The organism is Halopseudomonas litoralis (assembly GCF_900105005.1).
GTDB lineage: Bacteria > Pseudomonadota > Gammaproteobacteria > Pseudomonadales > Pseudomonadaceae > Halopseudomonas > Halopseudomonas litoralis.
This window is the reverse complement of sequence record NZ_LT629748.1, coordinates 3,918,907-3,944,441: the sequence shown is the minus strand read 5'-3', so window position 1 is coordinate 3,944,441 and position 25,535 is coordinate 3,918,907. Positions and strand designations below refer to the sequence as shown.

The window sequence follows — 25,535 nt, the reverse complement described above, 5'->3', positions numbered from 1 at the left end:
ATCCCCTTCAAGCCCGTTCGGAGTCCGTCATGCAGGTTGAACTGATCGAGATACGTGACCACTTGAGTCGGTTTGCGCCGTTTGACGAGCTGCCGGACGAGGTACTGGATGGCATTGCCCGGCAGGTGCAGGTCGGTTACTTCAAATCAGGTAGCCACATACTTGAACATGATCAGCCGGTGGCCGACCTGCATTACATCCGCAGTGGCGCGGTGGATATCCACCGGCGCAACGGCGAGCTATACAACCGCCTCACCGAGGGTGATATTTTTGCCCAGGCGGGGTTGCTGCGCGGCAATCGGGTGCGTTTTCCGGCGCAGGCCATTGAAGACACGCTGATCTATTTCATTCCATCAGCGCTGTTCCATCAGTTATGCGAGCAGCATGACAACTTTTCCGATTTTGTAGATACCGAAGGCCAATCACGGCTCAAATCGGCGGCGGATTCGCAAGCCAGCGAATCGGTCAATATCAAGGTGCGCAAATTACTCAGCAGGCTGCCGGCCACCTTGCCAATGGATGCCAGCATCCAGCAGGCAGCGGTACTGATGACGGAACAGGGTGCTTCCGCGCTTATTATTGTCGACCCCCACAGCCATACCGATCCGCGCCAGCAACGGATGGTCGGCATTATCACCGACCGGGATTTCCGAACCCGCGTGATTGCAGAAGGCCTGTCTGCGGACACGCCATTGAGCGCGGCGATGTCGCCCGAGCCCATTACCCTGCAGCTCGATGACTCGGTATTCGAGGCTACGTTATGCATGCTGCGGCATAACATCCATCACCTGCCGGTGATGCATCGCCAGCGTCCGGTGGGCGTGATCACCCTGGCGGATATCATCAAGTACGAGTCGCAGAGCAGCCTGTATCTGGTCAACACTGTCAGCAACCGGCAGTCCGTGGCAGAACTGCAGGCGCTGCTGCCGGATGTACGCGCAACCTTTGTACGCATGGCCGGGGACGACCTCAATTCACACATGATCGGCAGCACCCTGTCGAGCGTCGGGCGCAGCTTCATTCAGCGTTTGCTGGAACTTGGCGAAACTCAACTGGGACCGCCACCCATACCCTATTGCTTTATGGTCATGGGCTCGATGGCCCGCGATGAGCAACTGATCGTCACTGATCAGGACAATGCCCTGGTGCTTGATGACAGCTTCGATCCAGAACAACATGATGCCTATTTTCTGCAGCTGGCGTCATTTGTCAGTGACGGGCTGGCGGCCTGCGGTTATACGTACTGCAAGGGCAAGATCATGGCTACCAACCAGCAATGGCGTCAGCCACTGAAGGTCTGGAAGCGCTATTTCAGCCGCTGGATCGAACAGCCGAACCCGGAAACCCTACTGCACAGCAATATCTTCTTCGATCTGGCTGCGGTCGCCGGCGAGGCCGACTTTGCCGAGCAGCTGAAGGACGTTATTGCTGAGAAGGCCAGCCGCAATGAGCAGTTTCTCGCACTGATGGCGCGCAATGCGCTCAACCGTACTCCACCGCTGGGCTTCTTCCGTACCTTTGTCATGGAGAAGGATGGCGAGCAGAACAATGTCATCAATATCAAGCGCCGCGGCACGGCACCGCTGACCGATCTGATCCGCGTGCATGCTCTGGCCTGCGGCTCCCGGGAACAGAACTCATTCGAGCGGCTGGATGCCATCGCCGCCACCAAGCTGATGCCGCCCGAATCCATCGACCGCTTGCGCTATGCCCTGGAGCTTCTATCGATGTCCCGGATTCGTCATCAGGCGCTGGATATCCAGCAGGGCCGTGAGCCGGACAACAACATCGAGCCTGAGAACGTCTCTGCCGCAGAACGTCACGGGCTCAAGGATGCGTTCCAGATTCTCAGCAATGCACAGAAGTTTTTGCGTTATCGCTATCCTGCACTGCGTGTGACCCGCCCATTATGAGTCGGGCGCCAGCAGCGGTATCCGATTGGCAGCAACAGATGGCAGGCTTGGCACGCAGCACGCGCGATCCCCGACTGGCACGTTTCTATCAGTCCAACTGGCCGGCAGCCGATACACCTCTGGAAGATGTCCCGCTGATTGCGCTCGATATCGAGACTACCGGACTGGATGCCCGCCGCCACGCCATCGTCAGTATCGGCATGCTGCCTTTCACCCTTCGGCGCGCGGATTGCTCCCGGGCCTGGTATCAAGTGGTGCGGCCCCATGGACGACTGGTCGAGGAGTCGGTTGCCTTTCATCGCATCACTCATTCGGAAATCCGCCAGGCACCCCGCTTCGTAGCGGTGCTGGAACAGCTACTGGAGCAGTTGGCAGGCAAGGTCGTAGTCGCGCATTACCGCCATATCGAACGCAGCTTCATTGATGAGGCGGTGCGCCACGAGTTGCAGGAAGGTCTGCTGTTTCCCATGATCGACACCATGGAACTGGAAGCCCGGTTGCATCCACAGCGCCAGCCCGGCTGGCTGCTGCGCGTGCTGGGCAGGCAGCCGATCTCGATTCGACTGGCCGACAGTCGCACCCGCTACGGCCTGCCGCTGTACCAGGCGCATCACGCCCTGACTGATGCTCTGGCCACGGCAGAACTGTTTCAGGCGCAAGTGGCGACACACTTCTCGTCACAGCAACGCCTGGGTGATCTATGGTGCTGAGCCGCTAGCGCGGCTCGCTCATCAATCCCTTGACCACCGCCACACACCCGGCCAGCAGCACCAGGGTAAACGGCAGGCCGGTTGACACCGCCATCGCCTGCAAGGCTACCAGACCACCGCCGAGCAGCAATGCGATAGCCAGTACCCCCTCAATAATAGCCCAGAAGACCCGCTGCCCCACTGGGGCGTTAACCTTACCGCCGGCAGTAACCGTATCGATCACCAGCGAGCCGGAGTCCGACGATGTGATGAAAAACATGATGACCAGGACTATGCCGATGAAGGAGGTAATCGCCGATAGCGGCAACTGACTGAGCATGGTGAACAGCTGCAACTCAAGAGCTGCTTCCTGCACACCTGTGAAACCCTCCGCGATTACCTGATTAATTGCTCCACCGCCAAAGGAGGTCATCCACAGCACCGACACCAGAGAGGGTACCAGCATAACCGAGACAAGAAACTCGCGCACTGTCCTGCCTCGGCTGACGCGGGCGATGAACATGCCCACAAAGGGCGACCAACTGATCCACCAGGCCCAGTAAAAGGCCGTCCAGCCCTGAACGAAGTTAACATCCTCGCGGCCAACCGGGTTGGCCAACGCTGGCAGATAGCTGACATAGGCTCCCAGGTTGCTGAACAAACCTTTGAAAATTGCCAGCGTCGGTCCTACCACGATCACAAATACCAGCAGCAACAGCGCCAGCATCAGATTGATTTTGGATAATTGCTGTACACCCTTTTCTACCCCAGCGACAACAGACCACAAGGCCACTGCGGTAATGGCAAGAATCAACAGCACCATGGTCAGGCTGGTGGTTGGAATATTGAACAAGTGCTCCATACCAGCGCTTGCCTGCTGCGCGCCGATACCCAGGGACGTCACCAGACCGAACATGATTGCGAAAACCGCAAGAATATCCACAACATGCCCTGGCCAGCCCCAGATTCGCTCCCCCAGCAGCGGATAGAAAATCGAGCGCACACTCAGCGGCAATCCCTTGTTGTAGGAAAAAATTGCCAGCGACAGCGCGACGATCGCGTAGATGGCCCAAGGATGCAGCCCCCAGTGGAAAATGGTCGCGGCCATGCCCAGGCGCATCGCCTCCTCAGCATTTCCGGCGGCGCCGCCAAGAGGCGCCCAGTCGGTCCGCACACCATCCGCTCCCACTACGACGCCATCGTAGGCTGCGGTGAAATGCCCCAGGGGTTCAGCCACCCCATAAAACATCAGGCCAATGCCCATGCCGGCGGCGAACAGCATCGAGAACCAACCGAAATAGGTATAATCCGGCGTCGCCTCCTTGCCCCCGATACGCACCTTCCCCAGTGGAGAGACAATCAGCGCCAGGCACAACACTACAAAGATGTTAGCGGCGCCGAGGAAGAACCAGTCCATCTTGCCGGTCACCCAACCCCGCAAACTACTGAACACCGCCTCTGCTTGGCCCTGCAATGCAAGGGTCAATAATACGAACAGCAGAATGGCGCCCGCCGAGATCAGGAATACCTTGCTATGGATATCCAGGCTGATGCTCACCTGCCCGGAAAAGTTGTCCTGCCCAACGACATAATCGGTATCGATCAGATTGGTTTCACCGGACGGCGGCGGAATACCATCCGCACTGGAGGCTGGCGCCTGCGGCAGATTCTCGTTCGTGGGCTGAGTTCCCATGGAATTACTCCTTGCATGTCAGTATTCAGCAGCACACTGAAGGGCGGCAAACAAACGTCGCCGGAGATGCCCGTAGGCATGGATAACGCTGACTCAGCATTAACCTTAGTCGCTTGTATGAAAGGTTGCCGAAAAAGCAGCGCATGATAACCCAACCGGGCGCGGTGTAAAAATCGATAGGTGTCTCACTCGTCTGTTTCCGGCAAACGCGGCGCTCAGCAATGCCTGAAGCTCTGCTCTCATGACAACAATAACGAAACAGAGCTCATGACTACAGCAGGCAACGCCGAATACCATTACAAGACCGCTATCCTCGCAGTGGTTTCGCCGTCCTGGAGATGGCAGTGCAACTAAGCCGGAGGAGCGAACGAGATGTTCAGTGCGCTTTGGGCGCCGAATGGAGGATGGCCAGCACATCCGGTGCGGACAGCCGATAGCTTTTCATCAGAGCCTTGAGTTCATCACCGAATGCGCGCTCTTCGCGCAAATGTTCGGTTTTCTTCCTGGCATCAAGTTGCGCCAGGTTTTCAGCCAGTTTGCGTTCGATTTCACGGAACGCAGCATTCTTGCTCATAGTTAACCTACCGGAAATTAAATAAAACTCTGTTGTTCGCCGGGCGGCATCGGATGGACGATGACGCTATCAGCGGCTAGCCTTGAGTTCATACAGGTCAAATTTGTTCAGGCCTGAGTCAACACCGCACAACCACGCCAATCGGCAGCGCACGGGAGTTATGGATGCAGATGTCAGATCACCCTGGCCCGGAAATATCCTTTTGGCTCCGTTTCAAACGACAACTGGAAGCTGACAGTCTGGCTGTCGTCGGTCGCGGTCATTTCTGAGGACAACTGCCATGGAGGCAGGAAACAACCCGACCGGATGACGTTCCGGGCGAGACAGCCAGAACGGAGCAGACCGATTCTATCACGCCAGATCTTGTTTGAGGCTACCCCCGCAGTGCTGATGCCGTTACATGACAGGGCTTTATTCAGACAACGGGCCAGCGCATGACCACGCCCTCCCCGCCACTCATGCTGCCGGCGCGCAGTCATACCGACACCGGTGATATGCGACGCGTCGGTGTAGAGCTGGAAATGAGTGGGCTGGATATCGACCGCCTGACCGCTATCTGCAGTCGTTACCTGAAGCTGCGCAGCCAGACGGTCAGCCGCTATGAACGCACGCTGCTGGGCGACCCCGCCGGAGAATGGCGCATTGAACTGGACTTCACCCTGCTGCGGGAAATGGGTCGCGAGCAACGCTTGGAAAACGACCTGGGGGATGAACTGCGCACCTCGGTGGAAGACCTGATCAAATGGGCCACCACCGATGTCGTCCCACTGGAGCTGGTCAGCCCCCCGCTGCCCATGTCCCGCCTCGGCGAGTTCGACGATATCATCGCCCTGCTGCGGATAGCCGGCGCCCAGGGCACCTCCGGCAGCGTTATCAGCGCCTTCGGCATGCAGTTCAATCCCGACCTGCCGGATCTTCAGACCGACACCATTACAACCTATCTCAAGGCTTTTCTTTGTCTGTACGACTGGCTCGCCCAGCGCGCCAGAATCAACCTGACGCGACGTCTGACGGCTTTCGCCGAGCCGTTTCCGCCAGTCTATATCAGACAAGTGATCGACCCGCACTACTGGCCCGACCAGCAGCAACTGATTGCCGATTATCTGCGGGCCAACCCGACCCGCAATCGTGCGCTGGATATGCTGCCATTGTTCAAGCATCTGAATGAGCAGCAAGTTCGGGCGGCCACCGCAGACCCACTGATCAAGGCGCGGCCAGCGCTGCACTACCGGCTGCCCAACAGCTTGGTCGATCAACCTGGCTGGGGCATCGGCGGCGCCTGGCATGACTGGTTGCAAGTCGAGTCCCTGGCGGACGACACCGAGCGCCTGAATGCCTGCTGCAGAGCCTATGGGCAGCACCTGGATCAGGGTCTGGGGCGTTTGTTGGATCGCTGGAAAACCCAAGTGGAGCGTCAATGGCTGAACGAGGAGTGAACGAGCCTCCGATCATCGCGGTGACCGGCCCACAACGAGGTGCCTTCGGGCCACGCTTCCTGGTTGCTTGCGCCATTCGCTGGTATGGCGGCAAACCCTTGCAGCTACGCCCGGGTGATACCTGGCAACAACACCAGTATGACGGCGTCGTCATCACCGGCGGGCATGATATCGACCCGGTGTTATATACCGCCGAGCCAGAAGCGGTACCCAAATATGATCCCGAGCGTGACGCGCTGGAAGCGGCGATCATAGATGACGCCCTGGTACACCAGCTGCCTCTGCTGGGTATCTGTCGCGGCGCGCAATTGCTCAATGCGCGCCGCGGTGGCAATCTGTATCAGGAGCTGCGCTCCCAGCGCCGCAGAACCTCCAACCGTCGTACCGTTCTACCGTTGAAAACTCTGGACATCGTACCCGGCAGTCGACTGGCAGACCTGTTTGGCACCGAGCGGGCGCAGATCAACAGCCTGCACAATCAAGCCATCAATCAGCTCGGCCAGCAACTGCAGGTCAGCGGGCGCGATCTCGACGGCATCATCCAGGCCATCGAAGACCCGGAGCACCCCTTCCTGATCGGGGTGCAGTGGCATCCGGAGTTTCTGCTGCTGGTACGCCGCCAACGTCGTCTGTTTCAGGCCTTGATCGAAGCTGCGAGCAAACGTTCCCGATCTTCATTTTAATCGCCAGGCAGCTGTTCGCTGCCATATTATGGCGCGTATTGTTGAAGGGAGACCGATTTGAATGCTGTTCAAGGAAAAACTATTGCTGTCCAACTGCGATTCGGTTCGCGCGCTGGATGGCGATGAACTGCGCAAACGCTTTCTCACCGGCCTGGCCTTCGCCGATGGCGTGGTGCTGTCGCCCAATGCGCTGATCGACAATCTCGATATCGCACCGGTCATAGGACAGACGAATGTCGTCACATACCTGAACGAGGAAGGTAGCGGCAAGCTGGTGATTCGTGGGTTCGGCATGGCGCAGCACTCCAATCTGGAAGAGTATTACCACGCCCTGCCTGGCAGCTTCATTCTCTCCAGCTTGCCAGGCGCCCCACGTAAGGATGCATTGGACCGCTACCAGCAGCAGCGAATGCGCGACCGCATCGCAGCATTGCAGAAAGTGCTGCACGAAGTCCGTCCGGTGACAGAGGACCTGTCTCTGGTCAGGGAAAGTCTACGCAACGAAGTCTTCACCCGGCTGGCGGACCCGGCCTGTGCACAACATTATTTCGAGAGTGATGGTGATTACAATCTGTTTCTGTTGGGCGCAGATAAGGCCATTTCACGCTCCGAGTGGTACAGCCACACGCAGAATTTCTTCGGTTCAAGGGGCATGGGGACTTTCCCTCGTTTTCGGGCGGAAATCATTGATCCTGCCTACAATTCGCTGTTCGCTATCCCCAACGAAGGTTTCTTGCAGGACGACATCCGTTATCTGACCGGCGTCCCCGAAGTGATTTTGGATGCCAGCATCGGTTTCAAGTCGATGCGCCGAGAGATTGAATTGATCCAATATCCATTGAAGGTGTTCGAATTCATCTCCAGCTTCGGCGCTGGCGAGATCGTTCGCTTTCTGACAGAGGAGGCCATCGGCTATATCGAAGACAAGATGGTCGATGGCGGCAAGACCTATATGACCCGCAAGAACTGGTTCGGTATGTACCCTCGCATGCGCCGTTTCATGGGTTTGGAGATCAAATGAAGACCTTGTATGAAAACCCTTGGTTTCGTGTGGTTCAGGAAGGCCACTTTCATTGGATTGTGGAAGACAATGCCCGCAACGGCGCAGCTGTTCTGGCGCAGATCGGTAATGATGATTTTCTATTGCTGCGAGTCAAGCGCCAAGCCCACCCAGGACTGCAACTGGAAATCCCCCGCGGTTACGGCGAGCCGGGGGAAAGCAGCCTGGCTTGTGCACGCCGAGAACTGGCCGAAGAAACCGGTTATAAGGTCAATGAAGATCAGCTGACTCTGCTGGGCCGGCTCAAGCCCAATTCAGCCATCCTGGCATCCTCCGTCGATCTCTATCTCGCCCGGATCGACAACAACAGCCAGCCCGCCCAACGCGATAATGAAGCGCAGGACATAAATCGCATCAGCCTGCCACACCTACGGCAGATGCTCAGGACTGGCGAGATCGAAGATAGCTTTACCCTGGCGGCGCTGGCATTCCTGTTCAATCGCGTGGATTGACCTCGCTCCCCAGATCCAGCCCACTCACCCGCCGCACGGGCTGTGCCACTGCCGCTTCGAATACACCGGGGCGGGTTTCCAGCAAGGTGAAGTCTCGGCTGGCGCGGGTAATCGCGGTGTACACCAGCTCTTTGGTCAACAGCGGACTGCGCGCCTCCGGCAGCACCAGCATGGCGTGGGCAAACTCCGAGCCCTGGGATTTGTGCACCGTCATGGCAAACACGGTTTCCACCTCGGTAAGCCGACTGGGCAGCACGAAGCGCAGGCGCCCGCTGCCGTCGTTACGCGGGAAAGCTACCCGCAGCACCATGCGCTCCGGCTCGCCGGCGTGCAGTGGCCGCTCGCGGATCATCAGGGCGATACCGATATCGCCGTTCATCAGCCCCAGTCCGTAATCGTTGCGTGTAACCAGTACCGGACGCCCTTCATACCAACCCTGCGCCGCAGGCAACAACCCGCGCCGGTGCATCAGCTCGGCCAGATGCCGGTTCAGCGACTCGACGCCCCAAGGCCCCTTGCGCACCGCGCACAACACCTGAAAGCGGTCGAAGGCCGCGAGAACATGGCCCGCCCACTCCTCCCAGGTCGGGTCCTCGGCAGACAGATCGGCTGCCGGACGCTGCTGCGCCAGCAGCTGCAAATAATCGCCATAGCCAGGCAGCGATGCCTCGGCCGCGCCGCTGCCGAGTATCAGAGACGCCAGTCTGGGGTCATCCAGCCCGGTTGCCATATGCTGGTGCAAATCCTGATAGCACTGCTGCCCCAACGCCCTGCGGGCCGCCTGCGGGTCGGCATGGTTGACTTTGCGCGCCAGCTCGCCGATGCCGCTGTCCGTGCCGAAACGGTGGGAGTGGCGAAGCATTACCGTCTGCTGCGCCAGCAGATGCTGACGCTCGTCGCCAGCCAACAGTCCGGCAGCCGCAATGGACTGACCACCGACCTGCTCCAGCCACTGTTGGGTTTGCTCACTGTAACGACCCGCCTCGGCATCACGACACAGATCACCCAGTACCGCACCCGCTTCCACCGAGGCCAGCTGGTCCTTGTCTCCCAGCAGGACCAGGCGCGCATGGGCAGGCAATGCAGCCAGCAGGTTAGCCATCATTTCCAGATCGATCATCGACGCCTCGTCCACCACCAGCATGTCCAGCGCCAGCGGATTACCCGCATGATGACGGAAGTGCCGGGTGTCCGGCCGGCTGCCCAGCAGACGATGCAGGGTAGTGACCTGGGTGGGAATGTGTTCACGCACCGCTGCGCTGACCTGCAGACTGCCGACCTGCCGACCGATGGATTCGGTCAGCCGCGCCGCCGCCTTGCCGGTGGGTGCTGCCAGCCTGATGCGCAGCGGCTTTCCGGCGACCACCGCCGGCTCCTGCAGCAGCGCCAGCAAACGCACCACCGTCGTGGTCTTGCCGGTACCGGGGCCGCCGGTGATGATACTGAAGGCCCCGCGGGCAGCCAGCGCGCAGGCGAGTTTCTGCCAGTCCGGTTGCTGCCGGCTATCGGCAAACAGCCGCTCCAGCCCCTGCGGCAATCCCGATGGCAAGGCCGGTCGAGCCCGCAACCGTCGCCCGAGCGCCGCCAACACTTGCCGTTCATAATGCCAATAACGCCGCAGATACAGCTGCTGGCCATGCAACACCAGCGGACGCTCAGGCTGCTCGCCCTCGGGTTGTCTGTCGACCATCACACTGGCTGCCAATGCCTGAAGCCAGGCGTCAAGCGTCACGCCCTTGAGCAATTGCGAGGGCAACAGGATATCTCGCCCGGTTTCCTGCCCTTCCGGCGGTAACGACAGACTCAGGTCGGGGGCCTGCATGGTTGCGCCCAGATCCAGACAGACATGCCCGTGACCGAGCTGATGACTGGCCAGTGCCGCCGCCAGCAGCACCAGCGGATCGCTGTCCGGTGCCAGATCCAGCAGAAACACTGCCAGCGCCCGGTCCAACGCACGCAGCCAGCCGACTTCGACCCACTGCTCCAGTTGGTGCAGCACGTCGGCATCCGCCACCGGCTCCGGTTGGCCGGCCGGTAGCTGCGCGAGCAGATCCAGCTGTTCAACGCTCATGTTCCATCTCCTCGGTATTACCGCCCGCCGCTGCACCGATAAACAGACGATCCAGTGCCTCGATCAACTTACGGGGCGGCTTGTCATGCCATACGCCGGCGTTGTCCGCTTCACTGCCGCGGATGAACCAATACAGTGCCCCGCCGACATGTCGATCGTAATCGTAGCCAGGAAGGCGCGCGCGCAACTGACGATGCAGCGCCAGCACATAGAATACGTACTGCAGGTCGTAACGATGATCCAGTACCGCCGCCTGCATGGCCTGCGCGGTGTAGGCACTTTCATCGGCGCCCAGCCAGTTGGATTTGTAATCGACCACGTAATAGCGTCCGTCCTGCTCCAGCACCAGGTCCATATAGCCCTTGAACAGTCCATTCAGGCGTTCCGCTGGCAACTCAGGGCGCGGCATACCGGGGGCAATGGCCGCCTGCACCAGTTGGTCCAGGGCACTGACATCCACCCGGCTGGCAGAAAACAGGAACTCCATTTCCGGCTGGTATTGATCACGCCGCAGTTGCATCAGGCTGAAGGCCGGATGATCTGAATCCAGCGGCAGCGTGCGGTTGATCAGCCTGCTCAGCCACTCGCTCAAAGGTATGATCCACTCGTTCAGACCCCGGCGCGCACAACGTGGCCTGAGCCATCGAGCGCAAGCCTCGGCAGAAGCCAGACTGGCAAAGCCTTCGTTCCCCGCGAGCTCCAGCAAGCCGTGCAGAAAGGTGCCGGGGTTTGGGCCGCGGGGGAAACGATGGATGCTCGGCGTCTCGCCCGGACGCAGCGGCTGGAATACTGCCCGGCGATCGTCATCGGCGGCTTTCTGCGCCGCCGGGCTATCCGGTGAAGCGTCATCGCTGCGCGTGCGTGGTATTGCCGTCTCACCCGGGCGCAGGGCGCTGTAGGATGCGATCCACCAGTGCTCGGCCGCGCGGCGTCTGGCTTCGCGTGCCTGCAGTTGCTGACTCTCCACCTGGGGCGGTGTGTAGTGGTTATCGTCGATCTCCGGCGCCGGCAGCAGCGCAATCCCTTCGGCATCCCACTGCCCCAGCCAGGCCGCCAGATCGGCGGAAGCTGACAGTGACTGGCCACCGCCGAGCAACTGTCCAATCGCGGAACGGTGCAGCACCGACGACGCCTTGTTGCCGTACTTGAGATCGGCCATGCCCAGCCAGCAAGCGTGGCGCGCGCGGGTCAGCGCGACATACAACAGGCGCATGTCCTCGGCCAACCGCTCGGCATCGGCGCGCTGCACGTCTTCCTCGGTCGGCTGCAGCACCACCTGGGTACCGCCATCGCCATGGATCGCCAGTGGCTGGTCGCCCTGAGTCATGCGGGCATTGCAGATGAATGGCAGGAACACCAGCGGATATTCCAGTCCCTTGGATTTGTGGATGGTGACCACCTTGACCAGCGCCGCATCGCTTTCCAGCCGCAGCACCTGCTCATCCTGGGTATTGTCTCCGGGGTTGATCACCAGCTCTTCAAAATGCCGGATCAGCGCCTGCTCACCATCCAGTTCACGGGCGCTTTGCTGCAGCAGCTCGGCCAGATGCAGCAGATTGGTCAGACGCCGCTCGCCATCGCTGCCGGCCAGCAACTGCGCCGGCAGGCTGAAGTCGTGCAATAGCCGATGCAACATCGGCAGTACCCCCTGACGCAACCAAATGCGTCGATAATCGCGGAACTGGAAGACCCGGTGCTCCCAGATGCGCTCATCCTGATTCAGAGCATCCAGCACCTGCCAATCCAGATTCAACGTCGGGCTGGCCAACGCCGCGCGCAGCAGCCGATCATTATCCGGTTCGGCGCAAGCACGCAGCCAGCGCAGAATATCGACTGCTTCGGCACTGGCAAATACCGAGTCCTTGTCCGACAGGTAGACGCTGCGCACACCGCGTGCAGCCAGCTCGTCCCGGATCGCCTGGGCTTCACGGAAGTTTCGCACCAGTACCGCCATATCCGCCGGGCAGACCGTCCGCAGCCCCTCTTCTGGATGCATGAAACCCGCTTCACCGTGCTGCCCGAGATTGAGCAGGCGCACCATTTCACTGGCGCAGCGCGTTGCCATCTCGGTCCGATAGGCATCACCGGACAGCGGTTTATCACTCGCCAGGTGCCAGGCGGTCAGTGCGGCTGGTGGCTGCTGATTGACCGTCCACTGCTCTGCCCGCCCCTGTGCGCCCACCGCAATGAACGGCAGCGGATTGTCCCCGTCACGGGCAAATAGAAAGGCGCCATGCCCGTCGGGACGCTGCTCGGCCAGCTGGAAAACATGATTGACCGCGTCGACCATGGGCTGGCTGGAGCGGTAGTTGGTATCCAGGTTGTCGTGCCGCCCGGCGGTGGCGTGACGGGCCTTGAGATAAGTGAAGATGTCCGCGCCGCGAAAAGCGTAGATCGCCTGCTTGGGGTCGCCGATAAGAAACAGGCCATGCTCGGGGTCATTGGCCTCGACCCGGTAGATACGGTCATAGATGCGGTACTGCAGAGGGTCGGTGTCCTGAAACTCGTCAATCATGGCCACCGGAAACTGACGGCGGATGACCTCGGCCAGGCGCTCGCCATTCACGCCCTGCAGGGCCGCCTCGAGCCGCTCCAGCATGTCATCGAAACCCATTTCCGCGCGCCGCCGCTTTTCCTGTTCGAAACGCTGGCGAATCCAGCACGCCGCATGCCGCAGGGCCGGCTGTCCCGGATCAGGCAGATTATTCAGCGCCACACGCAATTGGCCGAGCGCGTCCAGAGCTGGGTGACTCGGCAACTCGCCGGATTTCCAGCCTTCTGCCAGACCATCGTGGCTCAGGCGATTCCAAGCGGAATCCGGCAGTTTCAACTCCGTCAGCGCCTCGTTCGCGGCCCAGTCGCGCAAGACTGCAAACCAGTTGCGGTAGTAACGGCTGTGAATCTTCTGCTTGTTGACCTGCCCCGCCTCAAACGCTCTGTCCAGCAACTGCTCCAACTCGTCGGCCCAGTTCAGCCAGGGTTGTTTCAATTCAGCCAGACGTTGGCTGCACTGCTCCAAAGCCGGCTCGATGATATGCTGCAGCCCCTGCCCGGCGTCATTCAAGGATTCCCGAAACAAGACTCTGACCCGGGCGATCAGGTTGTCCGGCTGCTGCCACTTCTCCACCACCCAGTGCAGCGCCGGGCCTTGCAGGTTGTAGCACTGCTCGCGCCAGTAATCGCGTCCCACATCCGCCAGCAGATCGCTGTGATCGGTTTCCAGTTGCTGGGCAAACAGGCTGCCGCTATCGAAGGCATGCTCGCGCAGCATGCGCTGGCACCAACTGTGAATGGTCGATACGGCGGCCTGGTCCATCCACTGGGCAGCAATGTCCAAGCGGCGAGCACATCCCGCATGGCTCTGCTCGGGATAGTCCGCCAACAGTGCCAGCAGGATTGGATCGGGACGGGCCAACTCACCACGGAAAGCCTGGGCTGCTTCCACCAGCCTTGCGCGAATGCGGTCACGCAATTCGCGTGTGGCAGCATCGGTGAAGGTGACCACGAGAATTTCCGGCGGCAATAACTCACGATTGAAACGGGAATCGTCATCACCATGGCCCAGAACCAGACGCAGGTACAACGCGGAGATGGTGAAGGTCTTGCCGGTCCCGGCGCTGGCCTCGATGAGGCGGCTGCCCCGCAGCGGAAAGCGCAGCGCCAAGGGCAGGTTATCAGTGCTCATGCATCTTCTCCGATAGCGTCAACCAGGGTCAGCAACTGGTCGCGGCAGGCTTCGGTCAACGGCGCGTACAATTGCTGACTCAGCTCGGCAAACTCGCCCGACGCGATCAGACTGGCAAAATCGGGATACTGCCGGCGCAGGGCTGCACTGCGCTCGACCTCACCGGTCAGTTTGAAACCGCCTTCATAGGCCGCCTGCGCTGCCTGAGTGGCTTTCTCCTCACCGTTGGCGAGATTGTCCAGCCAGGCAAAGGCGGTGTCCGGAGCACAGGGCAACGGTCGGCTCAGCCCTTCCAGCCAGGCGGCCAACCAGACTTCCAGCAGATTCTGCGCCTGCGGTGCGGGCAATGGCTTGAAATGCAGCGTGGCGTCGCCGGCCACGACCCAGGTCTGCAGGTCATGGCCGCTGGCCGAGGCCAGCACATGTATGACCCAGTCGGCCATCAGCTGGCGCCAGCGCAGGGACTTCTTCTTGCCCAACCGCTTGCCCGGCACCAGGTTGATCCTCGCCAGCGCATCGCTGCCGGAGGCCTTGCGCACGCCGCTCAGCCAGCTGGCCAGCTGCACCTGATGCTGCCCCGCCTCCAGCGCCAGCGGGTTGTCGATAATCTCCGGCCACTCGGCCGCCACCGCTTGAAAACGGCGCATCTGCTCGCCCAGCGGCAGAATCAGCTGGCTGCGAGCCAGCTCGCCGAAGCCCGCTAACGGAAACCGGCCTTGCCCCTGCAAGCGCGAAGCCAGATGGGTCAGCGCGTCATCGACATCCTGCTCTGCTGGCAGCGGCAGACAGGCCTGCAACAGGGTTTCGCTCAGTTGGTGGTTCTGCAGGGCATCCAGAGCGAAGGGTTCATGGTCGTCGAGGCTGTCATTGCGCTCATCCAGAAACACCTTGAGCCGGCCCGTGAAGAAGTGCACGGCGGGATTGCGCAGGAAGCGCTGCAGCTGCTCCACTTCGATCGGCGCATCGGGCAGCAGGTCGGACAAACGCGCGGCGGTTGTGCCAACCCCTTGCACCCCATGCATCGGCAGCCATTCGTGGGCATAGCTGAACAGCGCCTCGTCGCCCTGGAAGTAATCCTTGCTGAAGGGTTGTAGAGGATGCTCCAGGGTCAGCATCGCCAGCAGCGCTTCATCATGCTCGGCGCGCCAACCGCTGGTCAGATGATCACGCAGCTGACCGACCAGTACCGAGGCCGGGCGCTCACTGTTGTCATGGATACTGCGCCCTACCCAGCTGACATACAGACGCTCGCGTGCCGAGAGCAAGGCTTCGAGTAACAGGTAGCGATCGTCTTCCCGACGCGAACGGTCACCAGGACGATAATCGCGGGCCATCAGGTCGAAATCCAGCGGCGGCTGCGCACGTGGATAATCACCATCATTCATGCCCAGCAGGCAGATGCGCCGGAACGGGATGGCACGCATTGGCATCAGTGTGCAGACATTCACCGCCCCCGCTAGAAAGCGCTGCCCCAACTGACTCTGCTCGACCCCGGACAGCCAGGCCTCACGCACCACATTGAGCGGCAGATCATCGTTGAGCTCGACCCCGGCGCACAGCTCCAGCCACTGATCCATGGCTTCATCCAGCTGCCCCAGCAGGCGCTCGTCACGCTCGCCGGCTGGCAGCAGAAAGTCTTCCAGCAGCGCGCGCATACGCACGCCCCAGGTAACTGCCGGAGCCGGCTCAGCCAGCCGAGCACAGGCTTGATCCAGCGCTTCCAGCAGTGCCACCAGAGGGCCGATCAGCGCTGCATCCAGTCCGCCGATTTCATCGTAGGGTTCGATACCGGCATAAGGATCACCCGCACCTACTGCATAACCGAGCAACATGCGCCGCAGACCGAAGCGCCAGGTATTGGCTTCCAGCCCGCCCGGTAGACCCAGCGCGGCGCGACTCTCGGCATGCATGCCCCAGCGGATGCCGGCCCCCTCGATCCAGCGCCGCAGCGTGGGCAATTCACTTTCCTGAATACCGAAGCGCGCGCGCAGCGCGGGCACATCCAGCAGGCTGAGTACCTCGCTCACCGGCAGGCGGCTGTCCGGCAGGCGCAGTAATGACTCCAGCGCGATCAGCAGAGGCTCAATACCACGCTGGCCCTGATCGGCCAGAGTGAAGGGAATGTAGCGCTTGTCATCCGGCGTGTATTGACCGAATACAGCCTGCACCGAGGGCGCGTAGGCGTTGACGTCCGGCACCATGACAATGATGTCGCGCGGTTTCAGGCTGGGATCAGCATTGAACCAGGCGAGTAACTGATCATGCAGAATCTCGACCTCGCGCTGGGCGCTATGGGCCAGATGAAAGCAGATGGATTGATCCTGCGCCATTACTGGCGGCCATTGTACGCGGGTCTCGGCCAGCGGACGCAGGTCAAGGATATCCGACTGCAGCTGACCCAGCAGGTACACCGTATCCGGTTCATCGAACAAATCGATGCGCCCACCATTGATGGCCTGAAACTGATGCTCATAACTGGCACGCTCATCGTGGCTGTCGAGCAGGTTGATATAGTCGCGACCCTGCTTTCCCCAAGCTGCAAGCAGGGGATGAGCATGCTGGTGCAAGCTGTTCTCATCCAGATCCAGCGGGCTGCCGGGACGACGCTGCTGACGCTGATACTGGTGACGCAGGAGATCCTGATCACCGACGATATTACCCCAGTGATGCTGGCAGGGATTGAGGACGCAGAGCAGCACCTGACTGAACCGACCGATGGCTGCCAGCGCCTCCAGTGTCTGCGCTGGCAATGACGAGATACCAAACACGATGACCCGGCGCGGCAAGCCAGCGGGGCGTTCACTCAGCTCGGCCAGTTGGCTGACGAAGCGCGGATGGATACCTGCCCGGCTATCCGCCAGACGGGCCTCGCCAACATCCTGCAACAACGCTCGCCATAGCGCAGGCTGCCAGCAGTCGGCTGGCTCCAGCGGTTTTACCCCTTCGCGGGCATGGCGAATCTGGTCGTGACCGGCGGCCCAGTCGCCCAGCCAGTCGGCACGATACACCTGATACTGGTCGAACAGGTCAGCCAGTCGCTCGGCCAGTTGATAGCGCTTGCGGCAATCCTGATCATCGGCCAGGAAACGCTGCAGCGGCTCGAACACCGGCTCATGCATGACCGCCGGCAACAGGCGCATCAGCCGCCAGGTCAGCGGTGCCTTGTCCAGCGACGAGCTGGCCGGTACGGATTCTGCTCCCAGCACGCCCCGGTAGGCATCCCATAGAAAGCGAGCTGGAAGTTTTACATCAAAAGCAGCAGCAATCCCGCAGCCACTGGTTTCGTCATCAGTCACATCCGCGGCCAGCGCCTGCTTGAGCCATTGGGCGATGCCGTTGCTCTGCACCAGCACCACATCATTTTCCAGCGGCCCCAGCGGATACCTGGCCACCCAGTTCACCACCAGCTGGCGCAGGCCTTCCAGGCGATTGCCATGGATGATCATGAAACCTGGTACGAGTGATTCGGCGTCCGACATGCCAGCTCCTGTGCAGCAATGAGGCGGCCGGCTATCTATCCCGGCCCGTCATTCAGATAGTACCAGCCCATTGCGACGTCGCGTGCGCCGGAACGCAAATGGCTGAAACCGGAGCCTGAACTCAGATCACGCTACCCAGGAAACGCCGCTCCCAGGGACTGATTTCGTCCAGGAAATGTTCCAGTTCCACGCGCTTGCATGCCAGATAGCCGTCGATGAATTCATCGGTGAACGCCTCGCGGGCCATGCTGCTGCGTTCCAGCCGACGAATCGCACGGTGCAAAGTGCAGCTCAGACGCAGATCCTCCGGCACCTCGAACTCGCCCTGGGCCGGCAGATCCGGCTCCAGTGCATGATCAATGCCGTGCAGTCCGGCAGCCAGACTGGCCGCTACCGCCAGATAGGGATTGGCATCCGCGCCGGGCACACGGTTCTCCACACGCCGCGCATCCGGCTCACTGGCGGGGACGCGCAGACCGGTGCGACGGTTGTCATTCGACCAGCACAGATTGTTCGGCGAGGCGTAGGTGTGACAGTAGCGCTGATAGGAGTTGATGTTTGGTGCCATCAGCAGGATCAGATCACCCAGATGCGCTTGCATACCGCCGAGATAATACCGGAACGCCGCCGTAGCCTGGAGACTGTCGGGATCAGTGAAGATATTCTGCCCGCTCTGGTCCACCACACTCTGATGGATATGCATCGACGAGCCAGGCATTTTCGACAAGGGCTTGGCCATGCAGACCGCAATCAGGCCGTGCTTGAGGGCAACCTCATGCAGCAGGTACTTGAACAGGAACGTCTGATCGGCGATCAGCAGCGGATCGTCATGGGTGAAGTTGACTTCATACTGACTCAATCCCATCTCGTGCATGACTGCTTCACAGGGAATACCCAGGGCCGTCATAGCGGCCTTCAATTCAGCAAAAAAGGGCTGCAGACCGGTCACCGAACCGACAGCAAAGGCCTGACTACCCACCTCACGGCGGCCATCCAATCCCACCGGTGGGCGAAACGGCTGCTGCACATCGGCGTTCTGTTCGAAGAGATAGAACTCCATCTCGGTGGCCACCTTGGGTGCCCAGCCCCGCGCTGCATAGCCCTCCACCACTCGCTGCAGCATGCTGCGCGAGGACAGTTTGGATGGCGCGCCATCCATCTCCAGTACTTCACACAAGGCCAGCGCCCGCGGCGTCGCCGTCCATGGTGTGATGTGCAGCTGCCCCGGCAGTGGGTGCAGGATGAAGTCGCTGTCATCGTAGCCGTAATAGCGCGGATCGGGATATTCACCGGTCAGACATTGCACCAGCACGCCATAGGCCATCTGCACCCGACGCCCCTCTATGAAATTCCGGGCATGGATCACCTTGCCGCGCGGTATTCCATTCATGTCTGGAATCAGAAACTCAACCTCGCCTATGCCATCCAGGCGCTGGGAAAGAGATTGAGCTGCGGATAGAGAGGTCATGGGGAAAACACCTTGTTGAGACAGCTGCCTGCCTGGAAAAGGCAACGATATTACCGCATTGGCTGCTTGGTGAATAATTTCACTGACCCGCCCCACTGCTGACGCAACGAAAAATCCCCAGCCTGAGCCGGGGATTTTCATGTCGCAAGTCGCCTTAGAAACTCAACAGGCGATCGCCGTCCGCATCCTTGATTCGCGTCGGCAGGCCGATCTCATTGAGCAGATTGATGAAGGGTTTGCAGTCCAACTCTTCAACGTTGACCATCTTCTGCACGTCCCAGACGCCCTGAGCAATCAGAATCGCCGCAGCAACTGGAGGTACACCGGCAGTATAGGAAATGCCCTGGCTGCCCACTTCTTCATAGGCCTCGGCGTGGTCGGCGACATTATAGATGAAGATCTCCTTGTCCTTGCCGTCCTTCTTGCCCTTGACGATGTCACCAATGCAGGTCTTGCCGGTGTATTTCGGGGCCAGCGAGGCCGGGTCGGGCAGCACTGCCTTGACCATCTTGAGCGGCACCACTTCCAGACCCTCTGCGGTAGTGATCGGCTGCTCGGACAGCAGACCCAAACTGTTCAGAACAGTGAATACATTGATGTAGTGATCGCCAAATCCCATCCAGAAGCGAATGTTCGGCACATCCAGATTCTTCGACAGCGAGTGCAGCTCATCGTGACCGGTCATATAGCTCGAGTGCTGGCCGACTACCGGCAGGTCGTCGGTGCGTTTGACCTCGAACATCTTGTTCTGCACCCACTGGCTGTTCTGCCAACTCCACACCCGGCCGGTGAACTCACGGAAATTGATTTCCGGGTCGAAATTGGTAGCGAAATAGTGACCGTGGCTACCCGCGTTGATATCGATGATGTCGATATCGCTGACACTGTCAAAATACTCATTCACCCCGATTGCTGCATAGGCGTTGACCACGCCCGGGTCAAAACCCACCCCGAGGATGGCAGTAACCTTATTCTCTGCACACAGCTCGCGGCGCTTCCACTCATAGTTGGCATACCACGGCGGTGTTTCGCAGATCTTGTCTGGGTCTTCGTGGATGGCGGTGTCGAGGTAGGCGGCGCCGGTCTCGATACAGGCCTGCAAGACCGACATGTTGATGAAAGGCGATCCGACGTTGATGACCAGTTGCGACTGTGTCTTGGCAATCAGAGCCTTGGTTGCCTCGATATCGAGCGCATCCAGAGCATGGGCTTGCAATTCACCGGCAGTTTTCAGACTGCCCTTTTCCCGCACGCTGTCGACTATTTCCTGACACTTCTCGACAGTACGCGAGGCGATATGGATGTTACCCAGCACGTCATTATGCTGCGCACACTTGTGCGCGACGACCTGAGCCACTCCTCCGGCACCAATAATCAGAACGTTTCTCTTCATTTCTCTTCCTCTGAATGCCTCCTCGGCTTGGGCATGACCTCAGGAGAGGGCACTTACAAAATCTTCGAATCCGAATTCCCGGACCAGTTCAACCTCACCATCAAGCTGGCGTACAGCGATGGATGGCATCCTTACGCCATTGAACCAGTTCTTCTTTACCATGGTGTAACCTGCAGCATCGATGAACGAAAGACGATCACCTACCTGCAGTTCGCGATCAAATCTGAACTCGCCGAAAATATCACCGGCCAGGCAGGACTTGCCGCAGACCATATATTCATGGGCGCCATCACAGGGCTCCATTCTCGCCGGCTGACGATATATCAACAGGTCCAGCATGTGCGCTTCAATGGAACTGTCGACCACGGCCAGTTGTTTGCCGTTATACAGCGTATCCAGCACTGACACTTCGAGTGAGGTACTCATGGTGATAGCTGCTTCGCCTGGCTCCAGGTACACCTGTACGCCGTACTGCTCGGAGAATTGCTTCAGACGAGCACAGAACTGATCCAACGGATAGCCTTCGCCGGTGAAATGAATTCCACCACCCAGGCTGACCCACTGCACCTGCTTCAGCAATTCACCGAAGCGCTCCTCGATCTGCTGCAACATGCTGTCGAACAGGGCGAAATCACTGTTCTCACAATTGTTGTGGATCATGAAGCCGGATATCTGGTCGACAACCTGCTCGACCTTCTGTGCGTCCCATTCGCCCAGTCGGCTGAACGGACGTGCCGGGTCAGCAATCAGCCAGTCGGAACTGCTGATCTGCGGGTTGAGTCGCAGCCCCCGGGTGTGATTGGCCGAGACATCGGCAAAACGCTGCAGCTGGCTGATGGAGTTGAAGATGACCTTGTCCGAATGGGCCAGCACCTCTTCAATTTCATCATCGGCATAGGCCACGCTGTAGGCATGAGTCTCGCCGTCGAACTTGAGCTTGCCGAGTTTGACCTCGTACAGCGACGATGACGTGGTGCCGTCCATGTATTCCTGCATTAGGTCGAATACCGACCAGGTAGCAAAACACTTGAGCGCCAACAATGCCTTGGCGCCGGAGTGCTCGCGCACATAGGCGATTTTTTCCATGTTGCGCTGCAGTTTGATCTTGTCGATCAGGTAATACGGCGTCTTGATCACGATGTCATGGCCCTCGAATTCGCCGGGCGCGGAGCCAGGCAATTACGCAAACGGGCGATTATAGTGCAAAGGGGACGGTGCTTCGAGGGAATTTGGTCGGCGACAGCTTTGATTCAGTACGGCGTATTGCGGAAACAGCCCAGGGCAGAGCGCCCCGGGCTGAAGGGATCAGAAGTTGTAGCGCAGGCCGATGGAGGCGAAGTCCACATCGTATTCATCTGCCACGTCCTGATAACGCTCGAATTCAGCCACCAGCTCAATCTGCGGAGTAAAAGCGTAGGATGCACCAACCCCAAACGAGCTAACCCACTCGGTAACCGACTCCTTTCCTTCTGCAAAGGTACCAATGCCAACGACTGATACCTTTTCCTTAACTTCGGTTTTGAGTTTATGGTATCCGATCTTGCCGAGCAGCTTGAAGCGGTCAAAGGGCAACGTACCAACCACATTCGCACCGAAGCCATCAGTGCCTCCGGTAACCTTGGCGTTCAATGTATCGATACCGTCGCTCAGTCTTGCTTTATATGTAACTGTACCCAAATCTATGTATTGAAACTCCAAACCGACGTGACGATTTATTTGAATGCCCGCGCCAACTTTGAATGCAGAGTCCTGCTCATCATAATCCGACCCGAACCCCAGCCCGAAGTCGTTGGCAGTGATACCTAACTCGCGATCCAGTCCGCTAATATAGTCAGGTGTATCTGCATCAGACTTCCCGATATTACCAAACAGATAACCATTAGGCTGAATTTCGGCGGCCTGAACACCAGCAACCATTGCACCAGAAACCAGGATCGCCAACAGTGACTTACGCAACATGAACTTACTCCATTCCATTCTATGGGGCTGCTCGATAGCAGCCGTTCCTTGCCTACATCAAGTACGCGTTTCGGATATTAATCACTGCTCGAGATAATGTCACGCCAATATCAGATCATCGCGGCCGGGTCGTCCAGCTCACCGATTTCCCAGCGTATCGCTTCAGGCGCCTGCTCTTCATGTCCGAAAATATGAGCGACTCGCGGCGCGGCAAAACAGTGATCGCCCCGGGACGGTTGCCAGCTGTTGAATTGCGCGTGAGTGATGCCGACTTCCCAGTGTTCCTGCGCCTCCCAGCCGATGGGGGACAACTCCAGTCGTACCTCGGCCCCCACCAGACTGATTGATTCGATACGTAGCGGAAGGTTCGCATGCGCAGCTGGCATGCTCTGCAGACTGACTTCATGCGGACGCATATACAGTTGCGCCGCCTGCTCTGCCGCATTGGCAGGCAGACGCACCCAGGCATCGCCCTGGCTCAGCGACGAACCCTGCTGGTCGCCGGCGAAGACGTTCACATGACCGAGGAAGTCGAACACAAAGCGGCTGGTTGGCTCGGCATAAAGCTGTTGCGGTCTATCTACCTGCTCGATCCGCCCTGCACTCATCACCGCCACCTGATCGGACAGCTCCAGCGCCTCCTCTTGGTCATGGGTGACAAAGACGCTGGTGAAATGAAACTCCGCATGCAGAGCGCGCAGCCAACGGCGCAGATCCTTACGCACCTTGGCATCCAGAGCGCCGAAGGGCTCATCCAGCAACAGGATCTGAGGCTTCATCGACAGAGCGCGCGCCAGGGCAATACGCTGCTTCTGGCCACCGGACAGCTGTGCCGGATAACGCTCAGCCAGCTGACCGAGCTGGACCATCTCCAGCAACATGTCGACGCGCTTGCGAATCTCCGCCGCAGGTGGCCGCTCCCGTGCAGGCAGCACCTCCAAACCAAAGGCCACATTCTGCGCCACCGTCATATGCCGGAACAGCGCGTAATGTTGAAACACGAAGCCGACCTTGCGTTCGCGCACGTGCAAATTGGTAACGTCTTCGCCATGAAAGAGAATTCGTCCGCTATCGGCGGTTTCCAGACCGGCAATGATGCGCAGCAAGGTGGTCTTGCCCGATCCGGATGGCCCCAGCAGACCCACCAGTTGACCATCCGGGATGTCCAGCGAGATGTTCTTCAGTGCCTGAAAGGAGCCAAAATGCTTGCTAATACCTTCTATGGAAATACTCATCAGCGATTATCCGATTGTTCATTCAGAGGAGCACGCTGACGTGCCTGCCGCCACTCCACAAAACTTTTCACAATAATGGTCAGCAGCGCGATACCGGCCAGCAACGATGCACTGGCAAAAGCGCCAACCACGTTGTAATCCTGATACAGCAGCTCGACGTGCAATGACAGGGTGTTAGTCTGACCACGGATGTTGCCCGATACCACGGATACCGCGCCGAACTCACCAACCGCCCGCGCGTTGGTCAGCACCACGCCATACAGCAGCGCCCATTGAATGTTCGGCAGGGTAACCCGACGGAACAACTGCCAGCCGGTGGCACCCAGAACCACGCTCGCCTCTTCTTCCTCGCGCCCCTGTTGCTGCATCAGCGGGATCAGCTCGCGGGCCACGAAAGGACAGGTCACGAATACCGTCACCATCACGATACCCGGCCAGGAGAACATCAGCTGCATATCCCGATCGATCAGCCAGCTGCCCAACCAGCCATTGCTGCCATACAACAGCAGATACAACAGACCGGCGACCACAGGCGAGACGGCGAAGGGGATGTCGATCAGCGTGATCAAGGCCTTGCGTCCGGGGAAGTCGAAGCGCGTCACCAGCCAGGCCAGCAGCACCCCGAAAACCAGGTTGATGGGCACCGTCAGCGCTGCCACCATCAGGGTCAACCCGATTGCGTGCAGGGTGTAGCTGTTGGTCAGGTTGGCCCAGTAATTGGCGCCGCCAGCGGAAAATGCCTGGGTGAAAATGATGATCAGCGGTATGACCAGCATCAATATGGTCATCAGCATGGCCAAACCGATCAATGACCATTTCACCCAGGACTGATCACCTGCGCGCATTGTTTTGCGTTCATGCATGCTCGTTACCGTCCGTGCGACCGGCGCAGATATCGCGCCTGCCATAGATTGATACCCAGCAGCAGAATCAGCGAAGCGATCAGTACCACCGACGCGATGGCGCTGGCAGCCGCAGCATCGAACTCCTGCAGTCGCACAAAGATCATCAGGCTGATGATCTCACTGACGTAGGGCATGTTGCCGGCGATGAAGATCACCGCACCGAATTCACCAAGACTGCGCGTGAACGATAAGGCCACACCGGTCATCAGTGCCGGCCACATCGCCGGAAACAGTATTCTGCGAAACACCGTCCAATCAGAGGCACCCAGACTCACCGCTGCCTCTTCATCCTCGGGTGCCAGGTCTTCCAAGACAGGTTGAACCGTTCGCACTACAAAAGGCAGACTGGTGAACGACATCGCTACTATGATGCCCAGCGGGGTGAACGCCACCTTGATGCCAAGAGCAGTGAAGAACTGCCCGTACCAACCATCTGCAGCAAACAATGCGGTCAAGGTGATCCCGGCGACAGCCGTGGGCAATGCAAACGGCAAGTCGATCAGCGCATCCATGATGCGCTTGCCGGGGAAGTCGTAGCGTACCAGCACCCAGGCCAGTAACAGCCCCACCAGGCCGTTGATCATCGACGCAATCGCCGCAGTCCACAAGGTGACCTTATAGGAGGCGACTACCCGCTCATCGGTGACCACCGCCCAATATTGTTCCCAGCCCATGCCAGTGGTCTGCATGATCAGACCAGTGAGTGGCAACAACAGGACGATACTGATGAAGAACAGCGAGACACCGAGACTCAAAGCAAAACCCGGCAAGACACGCTTGCCGGGTTGGCTGGAACGACCCGGTAACAGACCGGAAAAAGATCGATTCATCTGAAAGCTA

At 59.4% G+C, this 25,535-nt stretch carries 18 protein-coding genes; 6 read left to right on the top strand and 12 right to left on the bottom strand.

Annotation, left to right across the window (positions count from 1 at the left end; all coding sequences use genetic code 11):
• The first annotated feature begins 29 nt into the window (after window positions 1-29).
• Both BLU11_RS18930 and BLU11_RS18925 read left to right on the top strand, forming a co-directional pair.
• On the top strand, window positions 30-1,913 hold the full coding sequence (locus tag BLU11_RS18930) for a DUF294 nucleotidyltransferase-like domain-containing protein (protein ID WP_090276040.1): 1,884 nt from the start codon (window positions 30-32) through the stop codon (window positions 1,911-1,913).
• Window positions 1,910-2,623, top strand: a complete 714-nt coding sequence (locus BLU11_RS18925) for a 3'-5' exonuclease (protein ID WP_090276038.1) — start codon at window positions 1,910-1,912, stop codon at window positions 2,621-2,623. The genes BLU11_RS18930 and BLU11_RS18925 overlap by 4 nt, the downstream gene beginning before the upstream one ends.
• A gap of 4 nt (window positions 2,624-2,627) precedes the next feature.
• On the opposite strand, the gene BLU11_RS18920 is transcribed toward BLU11_RS18925, so the two are convergent.
• The gene (locus tag BLU11_RS18920) at window positions 2,628-4,295 is read right to left on the bottom strand and encodes a BCCT family transporter (protein ID WP_090276036.1); all 1,668 of its coding nucleotides are present in this window, start codon (window positions 4,293-4,295) and stop codon (window positions 2,628-2,630) included.
• A 376-nt stretch (window positions 4,296-4,671) separates the two neighbouring features.
• Window positions 4,672-4,869: a hypothetical protein gene (locus BLU11_RS18915; RefSeq protein WP_090276034.1), complete on the bottom strand. Its 198-nt coding sequence runs from the start codon at window positions 4,867-4,869 to the stop codon at window positions 4,672-4,674.
• Window positions 4,870-5,303: 434 nt separating this feature from the next.
• Here BLU11_RS18915 and BLU11_RS18910 point away from each other — a divergent pair, with 434 nt between their 5' ends.
• From BLU11_RS18910 to BLU11_RS18895, 4 genes are all read left to right on the top strand, one after another.
• On the top strand, window positions 5,304-6,305 hold the full coding sequence (locus BLU11_RS18910) for an amidoligase family protein (RefSeq protein ID WP_197674228.1): 1,002 nt from the start codon (window positions 5,304-5,306) through the stop codon (window positions 6,303-6,305).
• On the top strand, window positions 6,287-6,988 hold the full coding sequence (locus tag BLU11_RS18905) for a gamma-glutamyl-gamma-aminobutyrate hydrolase family protein (protein ID WP_090276029.1): 702 nt from the start codon (window positions 6,287-6,289) through the stop codon (window positions 6,986-6,988). Before BLU11_RS18910 ends, BLU11_RS18905 begins: the two co-directional genes overlap by 19 nt.
• Window positions 6,989-7,049: 61 nt before the next feature.
• A complete protein-coding gene (locus BLU11_RS18900; RefSeq protein WP_090276026.1) occupies window positions 7,050-8,009 on the top strand; it encodes a hypothetical protein in 960 nt (319 codons plus the stop codon).
• Entirely contained in the window at window positions 8,006-8,500 is a 495-nt protein-coding gene (locus BLU11_RS18895) for an NUDIX hydrolase (protein ID WP_090276024.1), read from the top strand. The genes BLU11_RS18900 and BLU11_RS18895 overlap by 4 nt, the downstream gene beginning before the upstream one ends.
• Here the strand turns inward: BLU11_RS18895 and recD are convergent.
• The 10 genes from recD to cysT form a co-directional block, all read right to left on the bottom strand.
• Window positions 8,484-10,571, bottom strand: coding sequence for an exodeoxyribonuclease V subunit alpha (recD, locus tag BLU11_RS18890; RefSeq protein ID WP_090276022.1), 2,088 nt, complete (start codon window positions 10,569-10,571; stop codon window positions 8,484-8,486). The two genes, BLU11_RS18895 and recD, sit on opposite strands and share 17 nt — an antisense overlap.
• On the bottom strand, window positions 10,561-14,256 hold the full coding sequence (gene recB / locus BLU11_RS18885; RefSeq protein WP_090276020.1) for an exodeoxyribonuclease V subunit beta: 3,696 nt from the start codon (window positions 14,254-14,256) through the stop codon (window positions 10,561-10,563). Before recB ends, recD begins: the two co-directional genes overlap by 11 nt.
• Window positions 14,253-17,735, bottom strand: a complete 3,483-nt coding sequence (gene recC / locus BLU11_RS18880) for an exodeoxyribonuclease V subunit gamma (protein ID WP_090276018.1) — start codon at window positions 17,733-17,735, stop codon at window positions 14,253-14,255. Before recC ends, recB begins: the two co-directional genes overlap by 4 nt.
• A gap of 121 nt (window positions 17,736-17,856) precedes the next feature.
• The gene (locus BLU11_RS18875) at window positions 17,857-19,203 is read right to left on the bottom strand and encodes a glutamine synthetase family protein (RefSeq protein ID WP_090276016.1); all 1,347 of its coding nucleotides are present in this window, start codon (window positions 19,201-19,203) and stop codon (window positions 17,857-17,859) included.
• Window positions 19,204-19,357: 154 nt separating this feature from the next.
• Entirely contained in the window at window positions 19,358-20,596 is a 1,239-nt protein-coding gene (locus tag BLU11_RS18870) for a saccharopine dehydrogenase family protein (protein ID WP_090276013.1), read from the bottom strand.
• A gap of 39 nt (window positions 20,597-20,635) precedes the next feature.
• Window positions 20,636-21,733, bottom strand: a complete 1,098-nt coding sequence (gene nspC, locus BLU11_RS18865) for a carboxynorspermidine decarboxylase (protein WP_090276690.1) — start codon at window positions 21,731-21,733, stop codon at window positions 20,636-20,638.
• A 168-nt stretch (window positions 21,734-21,901) separates the two neighbouring features.
• On the bottom strand, window positions 21,902-22,555 hold the full coding sequence (locus BLU11_RS18860; RefSeq protein ID WP_157718715.1) for a porin family protein: 654 nt from the start codon (window positions 22,553-22,555) through the stop codon (window positions 21,902-21,904).
• A gap of 110 nt (window positions 22,556-22,665) precedes the next feature.
• Complete coding sequence (locus BLU11_RS18855) at window positions 22,666-23,790, bottom strand: sulfate/molybdate ABC transporter ATP-binding protein (protein WP_090276009.1); 1,125 nt, start codon at window positions 23,788-23,790, stop codon at window positions 22,666-22,668.
• Entirely contained in the window at window positions 23,790-24,653 is an 864-nt protein-coding gene (gene cysW / locus BLU11_RS18850) for a sulfate ABC transporter permease subunit CysW (RefSeq protein WP_090276007.1), read from the bottom strand. Before cysW ends, BLU11_RS18855 begins: the two co-directional genes overlap by 1 nt.
• Window positions 24,654-24,658: 5 nt before the next feature.
• A complete protein-coding gene (cysT, locus tag BLU11_RS18845) occupies window positions 24,659-25,525 on the bottom strand; it encodes a sulfate ABC transporter permease subunit CysT (RefSeq protein ID WP_090276006.1) in 867 nt (288 codons plus the stop codon).
• Window positions 25,526-25,535: the final 10 nt, after the last annotated feature.